Annotated in this window: 15 protein-coding genes; 3 read left to right on the plus strand and 12 right to left on the minus strand. The window is 56.8% G+C overall.

What is annotated here, in order from left to right; genetic code table 11:
* Positions 1 to 315: 315 nt before the first annotated feature.
* Positions 316 to 1,515 (plus strand): NnrS family protein, encoded by a 1,200-nt coding sequence (locus tag N2M06_RS13195; RefSeq protein WP_346350989.1) that lies wholly within the window; start codon positions 316 to 318, stop codon positions 1,513 to 1,515.
* A gap of 82 nt (positions 1,516 to 1,597) precedes the next feature.
* On the opposite strand, the gene clpB is transcribed toward N2M06_RS13195, so the two are convergent.
* From clpB to rluD, 3 genes are all read right to left on the minus strand, one after another.
* Entirely contained in the window at positions 1,598 to 4,171 is a 2,574-nt protein-coding gene (gene clpB / locus N2M06_RS13200) for an ATP-dependent chaperone ClpB (protein WP_346350990.1), read from the minus strand.
* 100 nt (positions 4,172 to 4,271) lie between these two features.
* Complete coding sequence (pgeF, locus tag N2M06_RS13205; RefSeq protein WP_346350991.1) at positions 4,272 to 5,000, minus strand: peptidoglycan editing factor PgeF; 729 nt, start codon at positions 4,998 to 5,000, stop codon at positions 4,272 to 4,274.
* The gene (rluD, locus tag N2M06_RS13210) at positions 4,991 to 5,971 is read right to left on the minus strand and encodes a 23S rRNA pseudouridine(1911/1915/1917) synthase RluD (protein WP_346350992.1); all 981 of its coding nucleotides are present in this window, start codon (positions 5,969 to 5,971) and stop codon (positions 4,991 to 4,993) included. The genes pgeF and rluD overlap by 10 nt, the downstream gene beginning before the upstream one ends.
* A 102-nt stretch (positions 5,972 to 6,073) precedes the next feature.
* Here rluD and N2M06_RS13215 point away from each other — a divergent pair, with 102 nt between their 5' ends.
* Complete coding sequence (locus N2M06_RS13215; RefSeq protein ID WP_346350993.1) at positions 6,074 to 6,820, plus strand: outer membrane protein assembly factor BamD; 747 nt, start codon at positions 6,074 to 6,076, stop codon at positions 6,818 to 6,820.
* Positions 6,821 to 6,892: 72 nt separating this feature from the next.
* Here N2M06_RS13215 and gshA read toward each other — a convergent pair whose 3' ends face one another.
* From gshA to N2M06_RS13230, 3 genes are read right to left on the minus strand one after another with little or no spacing between them, the layout of a single operon-like run.
* Positions 6,893 to 8,482, minus strand: coding sequence for a glutamate--cysteine ligase (gene gshA / locus N2M06_RS13220; protein WP_346350994.1), 1,590 nt, complete (start codon positions 8,480 to 8,482; stop codon positions 6,893 to 6,895).
* Positions 8,483 to 8,536: 54 nt separating this feature from the next.
* Entirely contained in the window at positions 8,537 to 11,341 is a 2,805-nt protein-coding gene (locus tag N2M06_RS13225) for a pitrilysin family protein (protein ID WP_346350995.1), read from the minus strand.
* A gap of 30 nt (positions 11,342 to 11,371) precedes the next feature.
* Positions 11,372 to 12,304, minus strand: a complete 933-nt coding sequence (locus N2M06_RS13230) for an NADP-dependent oxidoreductase (RefSeq protein ID WP_026344947.1) — start codon at positions 12,302 to 12,304, stop codon at positions 11,372 to 11,374.
* 139 nt (positions 12,305 to 12,443) lie between these two features.
* Here N2M06_RS13230 and N2M06_RS13235 point away from each other — a divergent pair, with 139 nt between their 5' ends.
* Positions 12,444 to 12,611, plus strand: coding sequence for a hypothetical protein (locus N2M06_RS13235; RefSeq protein ID WP_156816528.1), 168 nt, complete (start codon positions 12,444 to 12,446; stop codon positions 12,609 to 12,611).
* A gap of 197 nt (positions 12,612 to 12,808) precedes the next feature.
* Here N2M06_RS13235 and N2M06_RS13240 read toward each other — a convergent pair whose 3' ends face one another.
* From N2M06_RS13240 to rlmB, 6 genes are all read right to left on the minus strand, one after another.
* The gene (locus tag N2M06_RS13240; RefSeq protein WP_019936033.1) at positions 12,809 to 13,546 is read right to left on the minus strand and encodes a ferredoxin--NADP reductase; all 738 of its coding nucleotides are present in this window, start codon (positions 13,544 to 13,546) and stop codon (positions 12,809 to 12,811) included.
* Positions 13,547 to 13,642: 96 nt separating this feature from the next.
* Positions 13,643 to 14,092, minus strand: coding sequence for a 50S ribosomal protein L9 (gene rplI, locus N2M06_RS13245; protein ID WP_107850821.1), 450 nt, complete (start codon positions 14,090 to 14,092; stop codon positions 13,643 to 13,645).
* A 40-nt stretch (positions 14,093 to 14,132) separates the two neighbouring features.
* Positions 14,133 to 14,360, minus strand: a complete 228-nt coding sequence (gene rpsR, locus N2M06_RS13250; RefSeq protein ID WP_014291460.1) for a 30S ribosomal protein S18 — start codon at positions 14,358 to 14,360, stop codon at positions 14,133 to 14,135.
* Between the two features lie 27 nt (positions 14,361 to 14,387).
* On the minus strand, positions 14,388 to 14,759 hold the full coding sequence (gene rpsF / locus N2M06_RS13255; RefSeq protein WP_019936035.1) for a 30S ribosomal protein S6: 372 nt from the start codon (positions 14,757 to 14,759) through the stop codon (positions 14,388 to 14,390).
* Between the two features lie 353 nt (positions 14,760 to 15,112).
* On the minus strand, positions 15,113 to 15,976 hold the full coding sequence (locus N2M06_RS13260; protein ID WP_346350996.1) for a DMT family transporter: 864 nt from the start codon (positions 15,974 to 15,976) through the stop codon (positions 15,113 to 15,115).
* A gap of 10 nt (positions 15,977 to 15,986) precedes the next feature.
* Positions 15,987 to 16,721: a 23S rRNA (guanosine(2251)-2'-O)-methyltransferase RlmB gene (rlmB, locus tag N2M06_RS13265; RefSeq protein ID WP_346350997.1), complete on the minus strand. Its 735-nt coding sequence runs from the start codon at positions 16,719 to 16,721 to the stop codon at positions 15,987 to 15,989.
* Between the last annotated feature and the right edge of the window lie 73 nt (positions 16,722 to 16,794).

The following is a 16,794-nucleotide window of genomic DNA, read 5'->3' on the forward strand; positions in this document are numbered from 1 at the left end:
GAGCGTTGACCGCTTTCGCTGGTCAGGGCTGCGTATTCTACGCAACTCTTGGTGTTCGTCAAGCGTTGAATCAAACTTTGTTTCGTTGTCTTTCAACGTTTGTGACCGTAGGCGTGTTGCCCCGTGTCAGTGGATGCGCATTATAGGGAGCCGCGATTTTTGCGCAAGGGCTTTTTTGACGTTTTTTGTCACTTTAAAACCGTTCGCTCAAAATTCATACTGCAGCGGTTTTTTTGACTAGTTTTGATCTGATTCAAGTTGCCTTTGACGTGAACACTTATAATAGTCATATGAAATGCAATTAAAGGTGGCTATATGCAAATTTTGGATGCACAAAAGGAAAACAAAATAGTGCCCCTGTTCCGGCTGGGGTTTCGCGTATTTTTTCTTGGCGGAGCCTTGTTCTCCTGCCTGGCCATGCTGGTATGGCTGCTGTCTTTAAGAGGTATGACCCTGCTGCCCGGTGTCAGCAACCCTATCTGGTGGCACGCTCATGAAATGATCTTTGGTTTTGGCCTGGCCATTATCGCGGGGTTTGTACTTACCGCCATGCAGAACTGGACTGGCATTCCCGGCGTGCGCGGCTGGCCGCTGGCACTGGTTTCCGGTCTCTGGCTGCTGCCCCGCTTGCTGATGCCGGTACGGGGAGAGCTGAACGGTCTGGTTATTCTGCTGGACTTGCTTTGGCTGCCGCTGGTCGCCGGCTTTCTGGCGCGGCCGGTTATTCAGGTAAAGCAATGGCGCAATCTGTTCTTTGCTCCCCTGCTGATGTTTATGATGTTGCTAAACGCGCTCAGCTACTACGCGGCATTCAGCCATAACTGGCTGCTGGCGGAGCGGGTGTTCACAACCGCCGTGTTGGCGATTGCCGCTCTTATTACTGTTATGGGCGGCCGGGTGATTCCGTTTTTTACTGCCCGAGCCACCGGTACCGACAAACCTGAAGCCATTCCTGCACTGGAGAAACTGGCACTGGGCTCTATCTGGCTGGCCACCCAGGGCTGGTTGATGCTGCCGAGAACCTCGCTGTTTAATAGTTTACTGGCCTTGGTACTGGTGATTGCCGCTGTGACGCACTTTGTTCGCTTATCCCGCTGGAACAACAAGCTGACCAAAGACATTCCGCTGCTGTGGGTGCTACACATCGGTTATTTGTTTGTTCCACTGGGGCTGCTGGCCATGGCGGCCGCCATCCTTAACTGGGGCATTACAGTGTCACTGGCCAGTCACTGGCTCACTGCCGGTGCCATGGGCACGGTAATCCTGGGTATGATTGCCCGTGTGTCTCTGGGCCACTCGGGCCGGCCACTGGAGCTGAAAAAGCCCATGGTCATCGCCTTTATGCTGGTGATTATTGCCGGCCTGGTGCGCGCTCTGTTACCCATGCTGGCCCCCGGCCTGACCCGTATGGCTTATGATGTGAGCGCTTTGGCCTGGGTGATGGCCTTTGGTCTCTTCTGCCGGATTTACTGGCCCATACTGACACAGCCCAGAGCAGATGGGCGCCCCGGCTGAGGGCGTAAAAACGAAGAGCAGAAAACAAAAGAAAAGGGAGAAGACCAGGTCTTCTCCCTTTCACGTTGTTTGTGCTGCCCGGTTACTGGTTCAGTACCAGACCGTTGTCGTCGGCATCGAGTGTCAGTGCTTTACCGGGCACCACTTTGCCAGAGAGCATGGCCTGGGCCAGGGGATCTTCCACCTTGCTCTGAATGGCCCGCTTGAGCGGCCTTGCACCAAACAGCGGATCGAACCCGGCAGAAGCCAGCTTGTCCAGCAGGGCATCGGTCACCGACACGTCATAGTCCATGGCCTCAAGCCGCTGCACCAGCCCTTGCAGCTGAATGCGGGCAATGGACTTGATCTGCTCCTGCGCCAGCGGATGGAACACCACTATTTCGTCGATACGGTTAATAAACTCGGGGCGGAACTGATGCCCCAGCACCTCCATCAGCATGGCCTTCATCTGATCATAATCTTTGGAAGCACTGTGCTCCTGAATAAGATCCGATCCGATGTTGGAGGTCATGATCACCACCGTATTACGGAAATCCACGGTACGGCCCTGACCATCGGTCAGGCGGCCGTCATCCAGCACCTGCAGCAGAATGTTGAACACGTCCGGGTGCGCTTTTTCCACCTCGTCCAGCAGGATCACCGAGTAGGGTTTGCGCCGCACCGCCTCGGTCAGGTAACCGCCTTCCTCATAGCCCACGTAACCGGGAGGCGCGCCCACCAGACGGGACACAGAGTGCTTCTCCATAAATTCCGACATATCGATGCGCACCATGGCGTCACGGCTGTCGAACAGAAAATCCGCCAGCGCCTTGCACAGCTCGGTTTTGCCCACCCCGGTGGGGCCCATAAACAGGAAGGAGCCCACCGGCCGGTTGGGATCCGACAACCCCGCCCGGCTGCGGCGAATGGCATTGGAAACCGCATCCACCGCCTCGTTCTGGCCAATCACCTGCTCATGCAGGCTGTCTTCCATACGCAACAGCTTGTCTTTTTCCCCTTCCAGCATTTTGGCCACGGGAATGCCGGTCCAGCGCGACAGCACATCGGCAATTTCTTCATCGGTAACCCGGTTTTTCAGCAGGTGCTGCTCCTGCATCTCGGCCTGAGCGGCCAGATCCAGCTGTTTCTCCAGCTCGGGAATGCGGCCATACTGCAGCTCGGACATACGCGCCAGATCGCTGGCCCGGCGGGCCACTTCCAGCTCCTGACGAACCTGCTCCAGCTCGGCCTTTATATGCTGAGTGCCTGCCAGTGCGGCTTTTTCAGAGGTCCATACCTCTTCCAGCTCGGCATATTCCTTTTCTTTCTCGTCCAGCTCGTCGCGAATAAGCTGCAACCGTTTGCGGCTGCCTTCGTCGTCTTCCTTGAGCAGCGCCTGCTCTTCCAGCTTTAACTGAATAATGCGCCGGTCGAGTTTATCCAGCGGCTCAGGCTTGGAGTCGATCTGCAGACGAATGCTGGACGCTGCTTCGTCGATCAGATCAATGGCCTTGTCGGGCAACTGACGATCGGCAATGTAACGGTGAGACAGCGTCGCCGCCGCCACGATGGCCGGATCCGTGATCTGCACATGGTGGTGCAGCTCATAGCGTTCTTTAAGACCACGCAAAATGGCGATGGTGTCTTCCACCGTCGGCTGATCGACCAGCACTTTCTGAAAACGCCGCTCCAGCGCTGCGTCTTTTTCCACATACTGACGATATTCATCCAGTGTGGTCGCACCCACACAGTGCAACTCACCCCGGGCCAGCGCCGGTTTGAGCATATTGCCTGCGTCCATGGCCCCTTCGCCCTTGCCGGCCCCCACCATGGTGTGCAGCTCGTCGATAAAGAGGATCACCCTGCCCTCTTCCTTGGCAAGCTCGTTCAGCAGCGCCTTGAGCCGCTCTTCAAACTCACCGCGATATTTGGCACCGGCGATCAACGCGCCCATATCAAGTGACAGTACCCGTTTGTTCTTGAGCCCTTCCGGTACCTCACCGTTAATAATGCGCTGGGCCAGTCCTTCGGCAATGGCGGTTTTACCCACGCCGGGTTCACCGATCAGCACAGGATTGTTCTTGGTGCGCCGTTGCAGCACCTGAATGGTACGGCGAATTTCATCATCCCGGCCGATCACCGGATCCAGCTTGCCCTGCTCGGCCCGCTCGGTGAGATCGATGGTGTACTTTTCCAGTGCCTGACGATTTTCTTCCGCATTCGGATCATCTACCTTCTGGCCGCCACGCACTTGATCAATGGCCTTGGTAAGCCTGTCTTTGGTCAGCCCCACCCGCTTGAGCAACTCACCCAGCTCGCCCTTGTCATCAAGGGAGGCAAGCAGAAACAGTTCGGAAGAGATGTAGGCATCCTTACGCTGCTGAGCCAGCTTGTCGCACTGGTTCAACAGCCGGCCCAGCACAGGGGATACCTGCACATCCATATCGCCGCCGCTGACTTTGGGCAGGCGGTCAAGAGATTTATCGAGCTCTACCCGCAGGGCATTGCCGTCCACGCCGGCAGTGGTGAGCAGCGGGCGTATGGTGCCGCCCTCCTGGTTAAGCATGGCTACCAGCAAGTGAGCCGGTTCTATATAGGCATGATCCCGCCCCAGCGCCATTGACTGGGCGTCTTGCAGGGCAAGTTGAAATTTACTGGTAAGACGATCAAGACGCATCAGCTTTCTCCTCAAACGCCCGCACAGCGGGCATACAAGCTTAATTCTGATACTAAGAATGGGGACTTTCGACGAATTTTCAACCGGTGCTTATTGGTTTTTACTCATTTAACCAGACCATGGTGGCCATGCGTCCGGTCTGGCTGTCGCGCCGGTAGGAAAAAAATCGTTCAGAGTCAGTGAAGGTGCAGTATTTACCACCGTAGATATGGTGCACCCCAGCTGCTGCCAGCCGCAGCCGGGCCAGATGGTAAATATTGGCCAGCCACTTCTCTCCATGAGCCACAAAGGCATCTTGCGCCAGCGCCGAGTGCGCCATAAAGGCATCGCGCACTTCGCTTCCCACTTCAAAGGCAGTGGGGCCTATGGCCGGGCCCAGCCAGACCAGCACAGAGGCAGGATCCGCGTCCATTTCCTGCAGGGTGGCTTCCAATATGCCGGCAGCCAGCCCGCGCCAGCCGGCATGGGCAGCTCCCACTACGGTACCGGCTTCATCACAGAATAGCACCGGCAGGCAGTCGGCCGTCATCACTGTACAAATCTGTCCGGGTATACGGCTGATCACCGCATCGGCGGTAAGATTGTCGTTTTCTGCCGGCAGGGTGAGCACACGAGTGCCGTGCACCTGCTCCAGCCACAACGGATCTTCCGGCAGATTAAGACACGCCGCCAGTCGCTCCCGGTTGGCGCGCACATGGGAGATATGATCGCCCACATGAGCGCCCAGATTCAGGCTGTGCCAGGGTGCCGCACTCACGCCGCCGGTGCGGGTGCTTTGCGCCGATCCAACATTGGCTGGTACCGGCCAGTTAGGCAGAATTATATCCATACCAGATCATCCGGATGTGCCTGGGTGTCGGCGCGCAGCACCTCAACCAGTTTAACCATGTCGTCGGGAATGGGGGCATGCCATTCCATCAGCTCGCCGCTGATGGGATGTTCCAGCTGCAGCATCACCGCATGCAGCGCCTGGCGTTTAAAGCCCCGCAAAAAATCCATCAGCTCGGGCTCGGCAGCACGGGGCGGCTTGAGCCGGCCACCGTATACCGGATCACCGACCAGCGGGTGCTTGAGATGGGCCATATGCACACGAATCTGGTGGGTGCGGCCGGTTTCCAGCCGTACCCGCAAGCGGGTGTGGGCGCGGAATTTTTCCATCACTCGATAGTGGGTCACCGCCGGCTTGCCGGAAGGCGTTACCGCCATCTGAATACGTTGAGTAGGGTGACGGCCAATATTGGCGTCCACCGTGCCGCCGGCAGTCATATGACCAATGGCCACTGCTTCATATTCCCGGGTAATATTGCGCGCCTGCAAGGCGGTAACCAGATGGGTTTGCGCCGGTATGGTCTTGGCCACTACCATCAGGCCAGTGGTGTCTTTATCGAGCCGGTGCACTATCCCGGCTCTGGGCACCTCGGCAATGGCCGGACAATGATGCAGCAAAGCGTTGAGCAAAGTGCCGTCGGGAGTGCCGGCACCCGGGTGCACCACCAGACCGGCAGGCTTGTTGATCACCATGATGTCGTCGTCTTCATAGACGATGTTCAGTTCAATGGCCTGAGGCTCGAACCGGACTTCGTCTTCCAGCTCGGCATTCACCACCACCTGCTGGCCGGGCAGCACTTTTTCCCGGGGCTTGCTGACGACGGCACCGTCAATTTGCACCAGATCCTGCTGAATCCAGGTTTTAATGCGAGAACGGGAATAATCGGGGAACATTTCCGCCAACGTCTGGTCCAGACGTTGACCGTATTGATGATCGGCAACAACGCCGTTCAGTTCTATATGCTGGCTCATGAAGACCACTGGTTACCAAATGATATTTAATTGGTTATTCTAGCGGTTCTTGACGCTGAGCTTAATCAGTTTCCGAACTTTGCAATCACAATGGACTTTTCAATGGCGAAACAATCAAGCCTCTGGCTCACCCTGACACTGACTTTGGCGCTGGCCGCCACCGGCTGCTCCAGCTCCAGCAAAAACGACGTTCCGGACGAAGCACCGGAAGTGCTGTACCAGGATGCCCGGGAACGCCTGCAGGCCGGAAACTACATTCGCGCTGCCGAGTTGCTGGAAGCCATGGACTCGCGCTATCCGTTTGGTGCCTACTCCAATCAGGTACAGCTGGATCTCATTTATGCTTACTACAAACAGGACGATACAGTACGGGCGCTGGCCAACATAGATCGCTTTATTCGCCTGAACCCCAATCACCCCAGCGTGGACTATGCCCGCTATATGCGCGGTCTGACCAATATGTCGGCAGACTACAATTTCTTTCAGAACCTGTTCAACATAGATCGCGCAGATCGTGATCCTACCTATGCACGCCAGGCCTTTGCCGATTTTCGTCAGCTGCTGCGCCAGCACCCCGACAGTGTTTATGCCGCTGATGCCAAGGCCCGCATGATCAGCCTGAAAAACCGTCTGGCCCGATATGATCTGGCAGTGGCCAATTATTACGTAAAACGCAAAGCCTGGCTGGCTGCCGCCAACCGGGCCAAGTTTGTAGTGGAAACCTATCCCGACACCGAGCAACTCAAGCCCGCTCTTGAGGTTATGGAGCAGGCTTACAACCAGCTGGGCCTGACCGAAATGGCCAACCACGCCAAAGCAGTGCTCAAGGCCAACTATCCTGCGGGGTAAGTTTGCTGTCGGTTAAATGCAAAAAACCCGCAACAGCGGGTTTTTTATTACCTGATATTCAGTCTGCCGGCATCACTCACTGGCTGAAAAATAAGCCGTGAGAAAGTCATCAAAGCTGACGGTGTCGGACTCTTCCAGCTTGCGCTGACGGGCCAGAGAACGGGCTCCCTCTTCGTCAAAGTAGCTATCATCCCAGTAACGGGGCAGCACATCGGCAAAGTGTTCGCCGTAGCGACGTGACAGCTCCATGCCAAAGGGCAGAATATCGGTATTGCGTTGCTTCAGCTCGTGCAGCACTTTTGCCGACAGGGTCAGCCCGGGATCGCGCATGGCCGCCAGTTGCTGCTCGTGCGCCTTGCCGTAACAGCCCCTGCCACAGCAGGCGTCAAGCAGTGCCGCCACGTCTGCCAGCCCGGCAAAGTAATGCTCGCCCAGTTCCTTTATGGTGATGTCGTCCTGGTTAAACTGCTCCAGCATCAGACCCGGCTTGCGCCCTTCCATCACCACCTTGTTGAAATTGCGCCGGTTAAGGGCAATTTCGTCTTCTTCCAGCGGTGCCGAGGGCGTGAGCAGACACCAGAGCAGGAAGGTATCGAGAAAACGGATCTGCTCAGGCGCTATGCCCACCGGCGAGAAGGGATTTACATCCACCGAGCGCACTTCAATATATTCCACCCCCCTGGCTTCCAGCGCTTCCGACGGTTTTTCGCCGCTTTCGGCGGTACGCTTGGGCCGGATGGGCGCATAGAGCTCGTTTTCAATCTGCAGCACATTGTCGTTGAGCTGACGGTATTCGCCATCCACTTTCACGCCAATGCGGGCAAACTCGGGGGCGTGAGTGCCAATGGCCCGGCGCAGACTGGCCACATATTCATCCAGGCTGTTCAGGGAAATATTCAGTCCGGCCTGAGCATTGTTGGTGTAGCCCAGATCCGACATGCGCAATGAAGTGGCATAAGGCAGATAAAGAGTGCCCTTGCCCAGCCGCTCAAAGGGCAGTTTATGCTCCCGGCCCTGCAGAAAGGAGCCACACAACGCCGGCGAGGCACCGAACAGATAAGGAATAAGCCAGCCAAAGCGGTAGAAATTACGAATCAACCCCAGGTAGGCTTCAGAAACAAAATCCTGCAGATAACTGCCGTTACCTTCCAGCTCGTGCCATTCTACCCAGAAGCTGTCGGGCATGGAGAAGTTAAAGTGTACTCCCGAGATCACCTGCATGCTGCTGCCATAACGATGATGCAGCCCCTGCCGGTAGAGGGTTTTCATGCGGCCCACATTGGAACTGCCATATTGCGCCAGCGGAATATGTTGATCGCTTTTCAGCAAACAGGGCATGCTCAGCGGCCAGAGCTGTTCGCCATCCAGATGACGCACCGTATAACGATGAATATCACTGAGCTGAGCCAGCAAGGTTTCTACCGAGTCAGATACCGGCGTAATGAACTCCATCAGTGACTCGGAAAAATCAGTGGTGATATGAGCATGGCTCAGGGCCGAGCCCAATGCACTGGGATGGGGGGTATGCGCCAGCTGGCCGTCGGGAGTAATACGCAGACTTTCACGCTCTATGCCGCGACGAATGCCCTTGATGGAAGGCAGTTTGTCGGAACGCTGAAATGCCTGCAGGCGCTGCTGCAGGGAAGCGGTTGTTTTGGTCATTATGGTTCGCTCTTGGCCGCGGTGCTTGTTAGCACCGCGGGAGGCTTGGCCTCGTTATTCAATGATTAAATCGTGCATGGGAAGATTGAGTTCTGCCAGTGATTTTTCAAGTTTTGTCTTGTCACCGGCAACGACAATAACCATTTGCTCAGGATCCAGCCACTTTTTGGCCTGTTCGGTCAGGGTGGCGGCATTTACTTCAGACACAATTTGCTGCTGCTGGCTGAGGTAATCCGGCGACAGCTCCAGCATGGCCAGGTTCAGCAGAAAACCGGCTTTCTTGCCCAGGGTTTCATAACTGAGGGCATCCTGCTGGGAGTAACTGCTCTTCAGATAGGCCAGCTCTTCCGCCGTGGGTCCTTTAGCAGCAAATTGCTGCATTTCCTGCAGAACTTCGGTAATGGCACCGGCGGTGGCATCACCGCGTACATCTGCCGATACCACAAAGGCACCCGCCTCCCGGTTGCCGCTGAAGTAGGAATAGGCACCATAGGTATAGCCCTTGTCTTCCCGCAGGTTCTGGTTAATACGGCTGTTGAAATTACCACCCAGGTTATAGTTCATCAGCTGACCGTAAAAGTAGGGGCCAGTAGCATCCACCGGCAACGCCCGGCGGCCTGCCCGCAATACGGACTGAACCGCCCCGGGCATATCAATAACATAAATACCCGGCTCGGCGGCCTGTTCCGGCACGTCAATTGCCGGCAACGCCGGAGCATCCCCTTGCCATTGGGTCAAAAAGCCAAGCTGCGTTTTTGCCTGCTCGGCAGACAGGTCGCCGGCAATAATCACATGGCCGTTTTTGGGGTTGTAGTAGCGCTGATAAAAGGCTTTTACCTGCTCCAGCGTAAAGCTTTCCAGATTTTCCGGCATGCCCTCGTCGGGCAGACCCAGCCGGCTGTTGCCATACATCAGCTCATTAAACCCTTGCTGTGCCAGCCAGGACGGCTGATTACGACTCTGGGCCATGGACTCCAGCATACGCGCTTTTACCTTGTCGAAATCTGCCTGACGAAAACCCGGATGGAACAGCAGCTCTTTCACCAGCTCAAGAGTCGCAGGCAGCTGGTCAGTCAGGCTGGTCACTTCTATCAGGTTGGTATAAAAACCACTGCGCACATTCACACTGGCCCCCAGCCGCTCCAGCGCCTCGCTGAAGTCACCATTACTGAGCCGCTCGGTCCCCTGATCCATCATGGCAGCAGTCAGAGCCGCCAGCCCTGCTTCGCCCTCGGCTTCGGCGCGCTGGCCGCCGGGAAGGGCAAAGATCAGCGACACAGCCGGAATTTCATCGTTTACCGTGCCCAGAAGCTGAATACTGTCGCCAATGGTTTCCTGCCACAGCGGTGGCACAGCCACACTCACCGGCTCGCCGGCATTGGGTATCACACTGCGGTCAAAGTCGTCCTGCACGGTGCGCAGGGGCAGCTCGTCAATATGCTGCCGCTCGGGCAGCTCCCGCTCGGGCGTGACATAATCCGGCTCCGCGGCCTGCCACTCGGTCTTGCCCGCAGGCACCACACTCAACAGAGCGTGAGGCTGATTTTTGAGATAGCGCTGATAGGCAGCGGTGACTTCATCGGGCGTGGTGCCGGCCAGTTGTCGCCAGGCATTGATGGCATACAGGGGATCGTCCTGCAGCACCTGCCCCAGTGACAGCTGACGGGCCTTGCCCCTGGCGCTGTCGAGGCCAAGAATAAGATCAGCGCGCAACTCGGTCACTGCCTTGGATACGTCCTCGGGCTGAATGCCGCGCTCCACCACGCTGTTGATAATGCGCTCCACATCGGCCTTGAGCGGAGTCAGATCGCCGTTTTTCGACGGGTTGGCGTAGGCCCAGATGCTGAAGGTACAGGCCAGCTCGGAGCAGTAGTGCCCCGCTCCTGCCGACACCGCCTTGCCGGTTTCTACCAGTTCCTGATAGAGCAGCGAACTCTTGCCGCCACCCAGCACATTGGCCAGCACATCCAGCGCCGCTTCGTCTTTGTTACCCAGCCAGACGGTAGGGTAAGACACATACAGCATGGGCATGCGAATGCGTGAGTCTTCCAGGGTCTGATGACGGTTGCGTTCCAGTTTTGCCGGGGCCGGCTCGGCCCGCTTGACCTCGGGGCCGGCAGGAATGGGACCAAAGTATTTTTCTATCCACGCCAGCGTCTGCCCGGTGTCGAAATCACCGGAGATCACCAGGGTGGCGTTATTGGGGCCATACCAGCGCAGAAAGAAAGCCTTGAGATCGTTGACGTCAACTCTGTCCAGATCTTCCACATAGCCGATGGTCGGCCAGCTGTAGGGGTGATCGCGGGGGTAGAGCAGCTCATCCATGCGCTCGCCCACCAGGCCATAGGGCTGGTTATCAATGCGCTGGGCCCGCTCGTTCTTGACGGTATCGCGCTGAATTTCAAATTTGCGCTGGCTCACCGCCTCCAGCAGAAAGCCCATGCGATCGGCTTCCAGCCAGAGCACCTTCTCCAGATGATTGGCGGGCACGGTCTGAAAGTAATTGGTTCTGTCCTGATTGGTGGTGCCGTTCATGGTGCCGCCGGCTTCATTGATCAGGCGAAAATGCTGCTGATCTCCCACATGCTTGGATCCCTGAAACATCATGTGCTCAAAAAAATGCGCAAAGCCGGTTTGATCCGGCTCTTCCCGCGCGGATCCGACATGGTAGGTCACTTCCACATGAGCCAGGGGATCGGACTTGTCGGGGTTGAGGATCACCGTCAGACCATTATCTAGCCGGTACTGCTGGTAGGGGATCACCAGCTCATCCTGACCTTGCTCCACTGTTTTTATCAGCGTGGGGGCTGCCTGAGCGGCCAGCGGGCACAACAAGAGTAACAACGACCAATACTTCATGAAGTTTCCTTATGTTTACAACAATGCCGGTCAGCCCCGCAGCAGCACCTTGCCACGGGTATGACCGGTTTCTATCTGGCGGTGGGCGTCAGCCCCGTCGGCCAGCTCAAAGACCTGGCTTACTTCCACTGTTAGCCGCCCTTCTGCTACCGCATCGGCCAGCATGGCCAGCTGCTCATTATCATTCTCCTTGAGCATGCCAGTGGCACGAATACCTTTCTTTTGGGCGGCAGCAATGACCTGATCGGCAGTAATGGTGGGCACCGTCACCACACGGCCATTTGGTTTCACCTGAGACAAAAGTGTTTCACCAGAAGTTCCCCCCACCAGATCAAGAAACAGATCCACCGGCGCTATGCTGGCCACAGCCGCATGATCGTGATAATCCACCACTTCGTCGGCACCCAGCCCTGTCACAAAGTCCTGATTGGCCGTTGAGGTCAGCGCCACCACAGTGGCACCTTCCGCTTTCGCCAGCTGTACCGCCAGGTGCCCCACACCACCTGCAGCGGCGGAAATCAGCACCCGCTCGCCCTGTTGCAGGCCACCATGAACCATCAGTCCCTGCCAGGCGGTAGTGCCGGCCAGCGCCAGGCCACCGGCCATTTCGTAAGAGACTTCATCAGGCAGCGGCATCATTTCATCGCAATTCACTACCAATTCTTCGCTGTAGGCTCCGCCTCTTACCAGCCCGAATACTCGGTCTCCGGGCATAAAGCGACATACCTCCGAACCGACTTCCAGTACTTCTCCGGCCACTTCAAAACCCGGTGACCAGGGCAGGCTGTCTTTGATGGCTTCAGCTCCCCAGCCCAGCCCGGCTCGGGTTTTGGCGTCCACCGGGTTAACGCCGGCGTAATGCATTTTAAGACGCATTTGCTTGGATGCCAGCGGCGGATGGTCGGCTTCGGTCAGTTGCAGTTTTTCCGGGCCGCCAAAGGCAGTAATGACAAGCTGTTTCATATCGGACTCCTTTTCCATGTGAGGCTCATGTGAGCAGCACCATAGCACGGCTTTGTTCAGGCCTGAAGGCTGGTTGGCGTGCCGCCTCGGTCTTGCTACAGTGCAATGAAGCATAGACGACAACCCCAGAGGAATGGCCATGACCCGATTGTTTTTGCTACCGCTTATTCCAGCGCTGCTGTGGTTTTTCTTTTTGCTGTACCACCACATTCCCATCAAAAAAGGGGCCAAAGGGTTTTACTGGATAATGGGCCTGGGCTGGGGTCTGGCGGCCTTCCTCAGTCTGATGATGGTGCTGACACGCTGAAAAACCAGCCGTAAGCTTTAAGCTGTCAGCGATAAGTAACACAACGGAACCTGCGGTGATGATGCCATGCCTGCTGGCTCCGATGTGTTTTTCACATATCCAGCCAAAATATAAAACCAAGAAACAACAGCCCGGCAACCAGCTAGGGCGGCTTACAGCTGATAGCTGACCGCTTACAGCTGTCTTTTCCCTGTCTTTCACCAGTAGTTTTCCATCAGGATCTGACCGGGTTTACGGCGCAGGTGTTTCTGCAGGCCTTTGTTTTTTAGTTCAGTAAGAGTGTCACGCACCATTTGCGGGTTGCCGCAAAGCATCACCCGGCTGTGCTCTGGAGTGAATGGGAGGCCGGCCTTTCGCTCCAGACTGCCATCACTGATGGCATGAGTAATGCGGCCGGTCTGGGTGCCGCCGGTGTCTTCGCGGGAAACAAAAGGAATATACTGAAACTGACTGCGCCCTTCAGTGAGCTCTGCTATCTGTCGCCGATAACCCAGCTCGTCGGCAAAACGCACGCCATGCACCAGCACAATGTTCTCGAACTGCTGCCAGCAGCTGCCTTCCGCCAGCATGGAAACAAAGGGCCCCACCCCGGTGCCGGTGGCCATCAGCCATAAGTCCCGGCCGCAAGGCACTTCATCGAGAGTCAGAAAGCCGGCAGCACTATGCTGCACCAGCAGTTCGTCACCCACCTCAAGATTGGCCAGCCAGGGTGTAAGCTGCCCTTCAGGAATGGTGATCACGTAAAACTCGGGATCCTGACCGGGAGCATTGACATAGGAATAAGCCCGGGCCACTTTTTTATCGTCAGTGTGCAGCGCCAGTTTGGTGAACTGACCGGCCTTGAACGTTGCCACATCAGCATCCAGCACCAGTGAAAAAAGATTATTCGACCAGGTTTTACGGGCTTTGACCCGCGCTGTGATCCAGTCTGCCATAACGCGCCCTCCCTCAGTGTTTCTTCCACTTTAGCCGGAACGCGGGCAATAAAAAACCCGCGACAAGCGCGGGTTTTTTCAAAGCGGTGCCTTAACTCAGGCAGCTACCACCTGAATGGTAACAGTCGCTTTAACATCAGCGTGCAGCTGAACACCGATTTCGTATTCACCTACGTTACGCAGAACGCCGTCGTACAGACGAACTTCGCTCTTGGCTACTTCAACACCGGCAGCAGTGATGGCATCGGCCACGTCACGGGCACCGATGGAGCCGAACAGCTTGCCTTCGTCGCCAGACTTGGACTCGATAACAACGGCTTCCAGAGCAGCCAGTTGATCAGCACGGGCCTGGGCAGCAGCCAGCTGATCGGCCAGTTTGGCTTCCAGCTCGGCGCGGCGGGCTTCAAACGCTGCTACGTTGTCTTTGGTCGCCAGTACTGCTTTGCCCTGAGGCAGCAGGAAGTTACGGGCATAACCGGACTTTACGGTTACCTGGTCACCCAGGCCGCCCAGCTTGGCGATTTTATCCAGCAGAATTACTTGCATGATTACCTTTCCTCTTTACAGGTACGAGTTAGGCCGCTGCTTACTTGTGCAGATCGGTGTAAGGCAGCAGGGCCAGGTAACGAGCGCGTTTGATCGCACGGGCCAGCTGGCGCTGATATTTAGCGCGGGTGCCGGTGATGCGGCTCGGTACGATTTTACCGGACTCGGTGATGTAGTTCTTCAGGGTAGCGATGTCTTTGTAATCGATCTCGGTAACACCGTCAGCGGTGAAACGGCAGAACTTACGACGACGGAAATAACGTGCCATGATTCTCTTCCTCTACTAAAACGTGAATTACTCGGCAGCGGCTTCGGCGCGAGCATCGTCGCGACGGGGCTGACGCTCTTCCTTGGCCTTGGCCATTTCGGAAGGCTCGGTAACGGCTTGCTTGGTGCGCATGATCATGTTGCGCAGCACGGCGTCGTTGTAGCGGAAGTTGGTTTCCAGCTCGTCGATCACAGCCTGGTCAGACTCAACGTTCATCAGAACGTAGTGAGCTTTATGCAGTTTGTTGATCGGGTAAGCCAGCTGACGACGGCCCCAGTCTTCCAGACGGTGGATTTGACCACCGGCAGTAGTGATGGCGCCGGTGTAGCGCTCGATCATGCCGGGAACCTGTTCACTCTGGTCAGGGTGAACCATAAATACGATTTCGTAATGACGCATGGATTGCTCCTTACGGGTTATAGCCTCTGCGCGGGCTCAGTCACACCAGCGGAGGCAAGGAACTTGGGTTTTAATGACTGATTTCAAGGCGGCGTAGTTTAAGACATAACCAACGGAAAAGAAAGCTTTAAGCTATCAGCTATAAGCTGTAAGTCGCCCGAGTGGTCTGCAGGCTGATATTGGGTAATCTGTAGGTGCCCATTTATGCGGCGCAAATCATCTGGCTGCTCTGCATCAACAGCCATGGCCTTCCATATCAAACATCACCGTTGTCTGCTCCGCCAGCTGAAGCGGCGGCTACCACCAGGTGTGTGTTACCAATCCCTATTCCCCAGTCCCTAATCCCGGTTTGGTCAGCGTAAACGGCGTTGCAATCCGATGGCGGCAATAACGATAAGCGCGCCCAGATACACGTTCCAGTCAGGGAACTCACTAAACAGCGCCATGCCCATCAGGGTGACGAAAATCAGCCCTGAGTATTCACTGGCGGCAATTTTGCTGGCATCGGCCATGGCGTAGGCCATGATGCAGATGCCCTGATAAATAATGCCCACCAGGGTGGAGCCAATCAGCAGCCACCACACATCAGCCGGAATCGGCTGCCAACCGGGTAATGCCAACACCAGACTGACGGGAATGGACAGCGCCTGGGTCATAAACAGGGTGGCCAGCACAGAGCGCCCTGTGGGCAGACGGCGCACCAGCACATTGGAAGCGGCCATCGACAGCGCGGTGAGCAACGCCACCCAACCAGCCCAGTGCCACTCGGCGGGATTGAGCACCACCAGAATGCCGCCAAAGCCCAGCAGGCTGACCGCATAGGTGGCCGGGCGCACCGATTCCCGGCTTATCAATGCTGCCAGCGGCAACGTCAGCAGGGGTGCGGCATAAAATACCGCATTGGCGGTGGCCAACGGCAAGTACACCAGACTGATAAATACACAGGAAGAGCCCATCAGCAGCAAGTGGCCACGCAGGCAATGAATTTTCCATTGGCCCCAGCCTCTGCGCTCCGGTGCCAGCCGCCACCAGAACGGCAGCAGCAATAACGACGTCATGGTAAAGCGCAGAAACACATACTGGTAAGGGGTGATCTGGCTCTGGCCCATGAGTTTAACCAGCACATCGCCAAAGGAGATCATCAGGTTGCCGAGCACCAGCAGAAAAATCGCCAGCAGCTGGCTATCGGCCCGCATGCGGCCCACTAGCTGTTGCATGTCAATTCCATTACCCGCGCTGACGCACCATTTCAAACAGGCAGACACCGGTGGCCACCGACACATTCAGGCTGGAGACGGAGCCGGCCATGGGAATGCTGACCAGCTCGTCGCAGTGCTCCCGGGTCAGACGGCGCATGCCTTTCCCCTCGGCCCCCATCACCAATGCCAATGGCCCGGTAAATTTGGCCTGATAAATGCCGTGATCCGCCTCACCGGCGGTGCCCACTACCCACACGCCCTTGTCCTGCAGGGCGCGCAGAGTGCGGGACAGATTGGTCACCTGAAACAGCGGCACCACCTCGGCAGCACCACAGGCTACCTTGCGCGCCACCGGGGTCAGCCCGGCGGACTTGTCGCGAGGCACTATCACTCCGTGCACCCCGGCGGCGTCGGCGGTACGCAGACAGGCGCCCAGGTTGTGGGGGTCGGTAACACCATCCAGCACCAGCAGCAGCGGCGTCTCGGTGCGCGCCAGCAGGGCATCGAGATCCGCCTCGTTGAGCGCCGGCAGTGCCTTGATACGGGCCACCACCCCCTGATGCTGAGCACCACCGGCCTTGTTATCCAGGGTCTGGCGGTTGGCCAGCTGGGCACGCACGCCCAGTTGCTGCAATTGGTTTTGAACCTGTTGCAGACGGGCGTCATCCCGGCCCTTGAGCAGCCAGACTTCCAGAATATTTTCAGGATGGTTTTCCAGGGCGGCGTTCAGAGCATGAATGCCGAAGATCAGTTCACTACTCATGTTTTTTCTCGGGGAATAGGAAATGGGGATTAGGGAATCGGGAGCGGGAATGGGCTCAGGTATTAACTATTCC

Source organism: Oceanimonas sp. AH20CE76 (assembly GCF_039654065.1).
GTDB lineage: Bacteria > Pseudomonadota > Gammaproteobacteria > Enterobacterales > Aeromonadaceae > Oceanimonas > Oceanimonas smirnovii.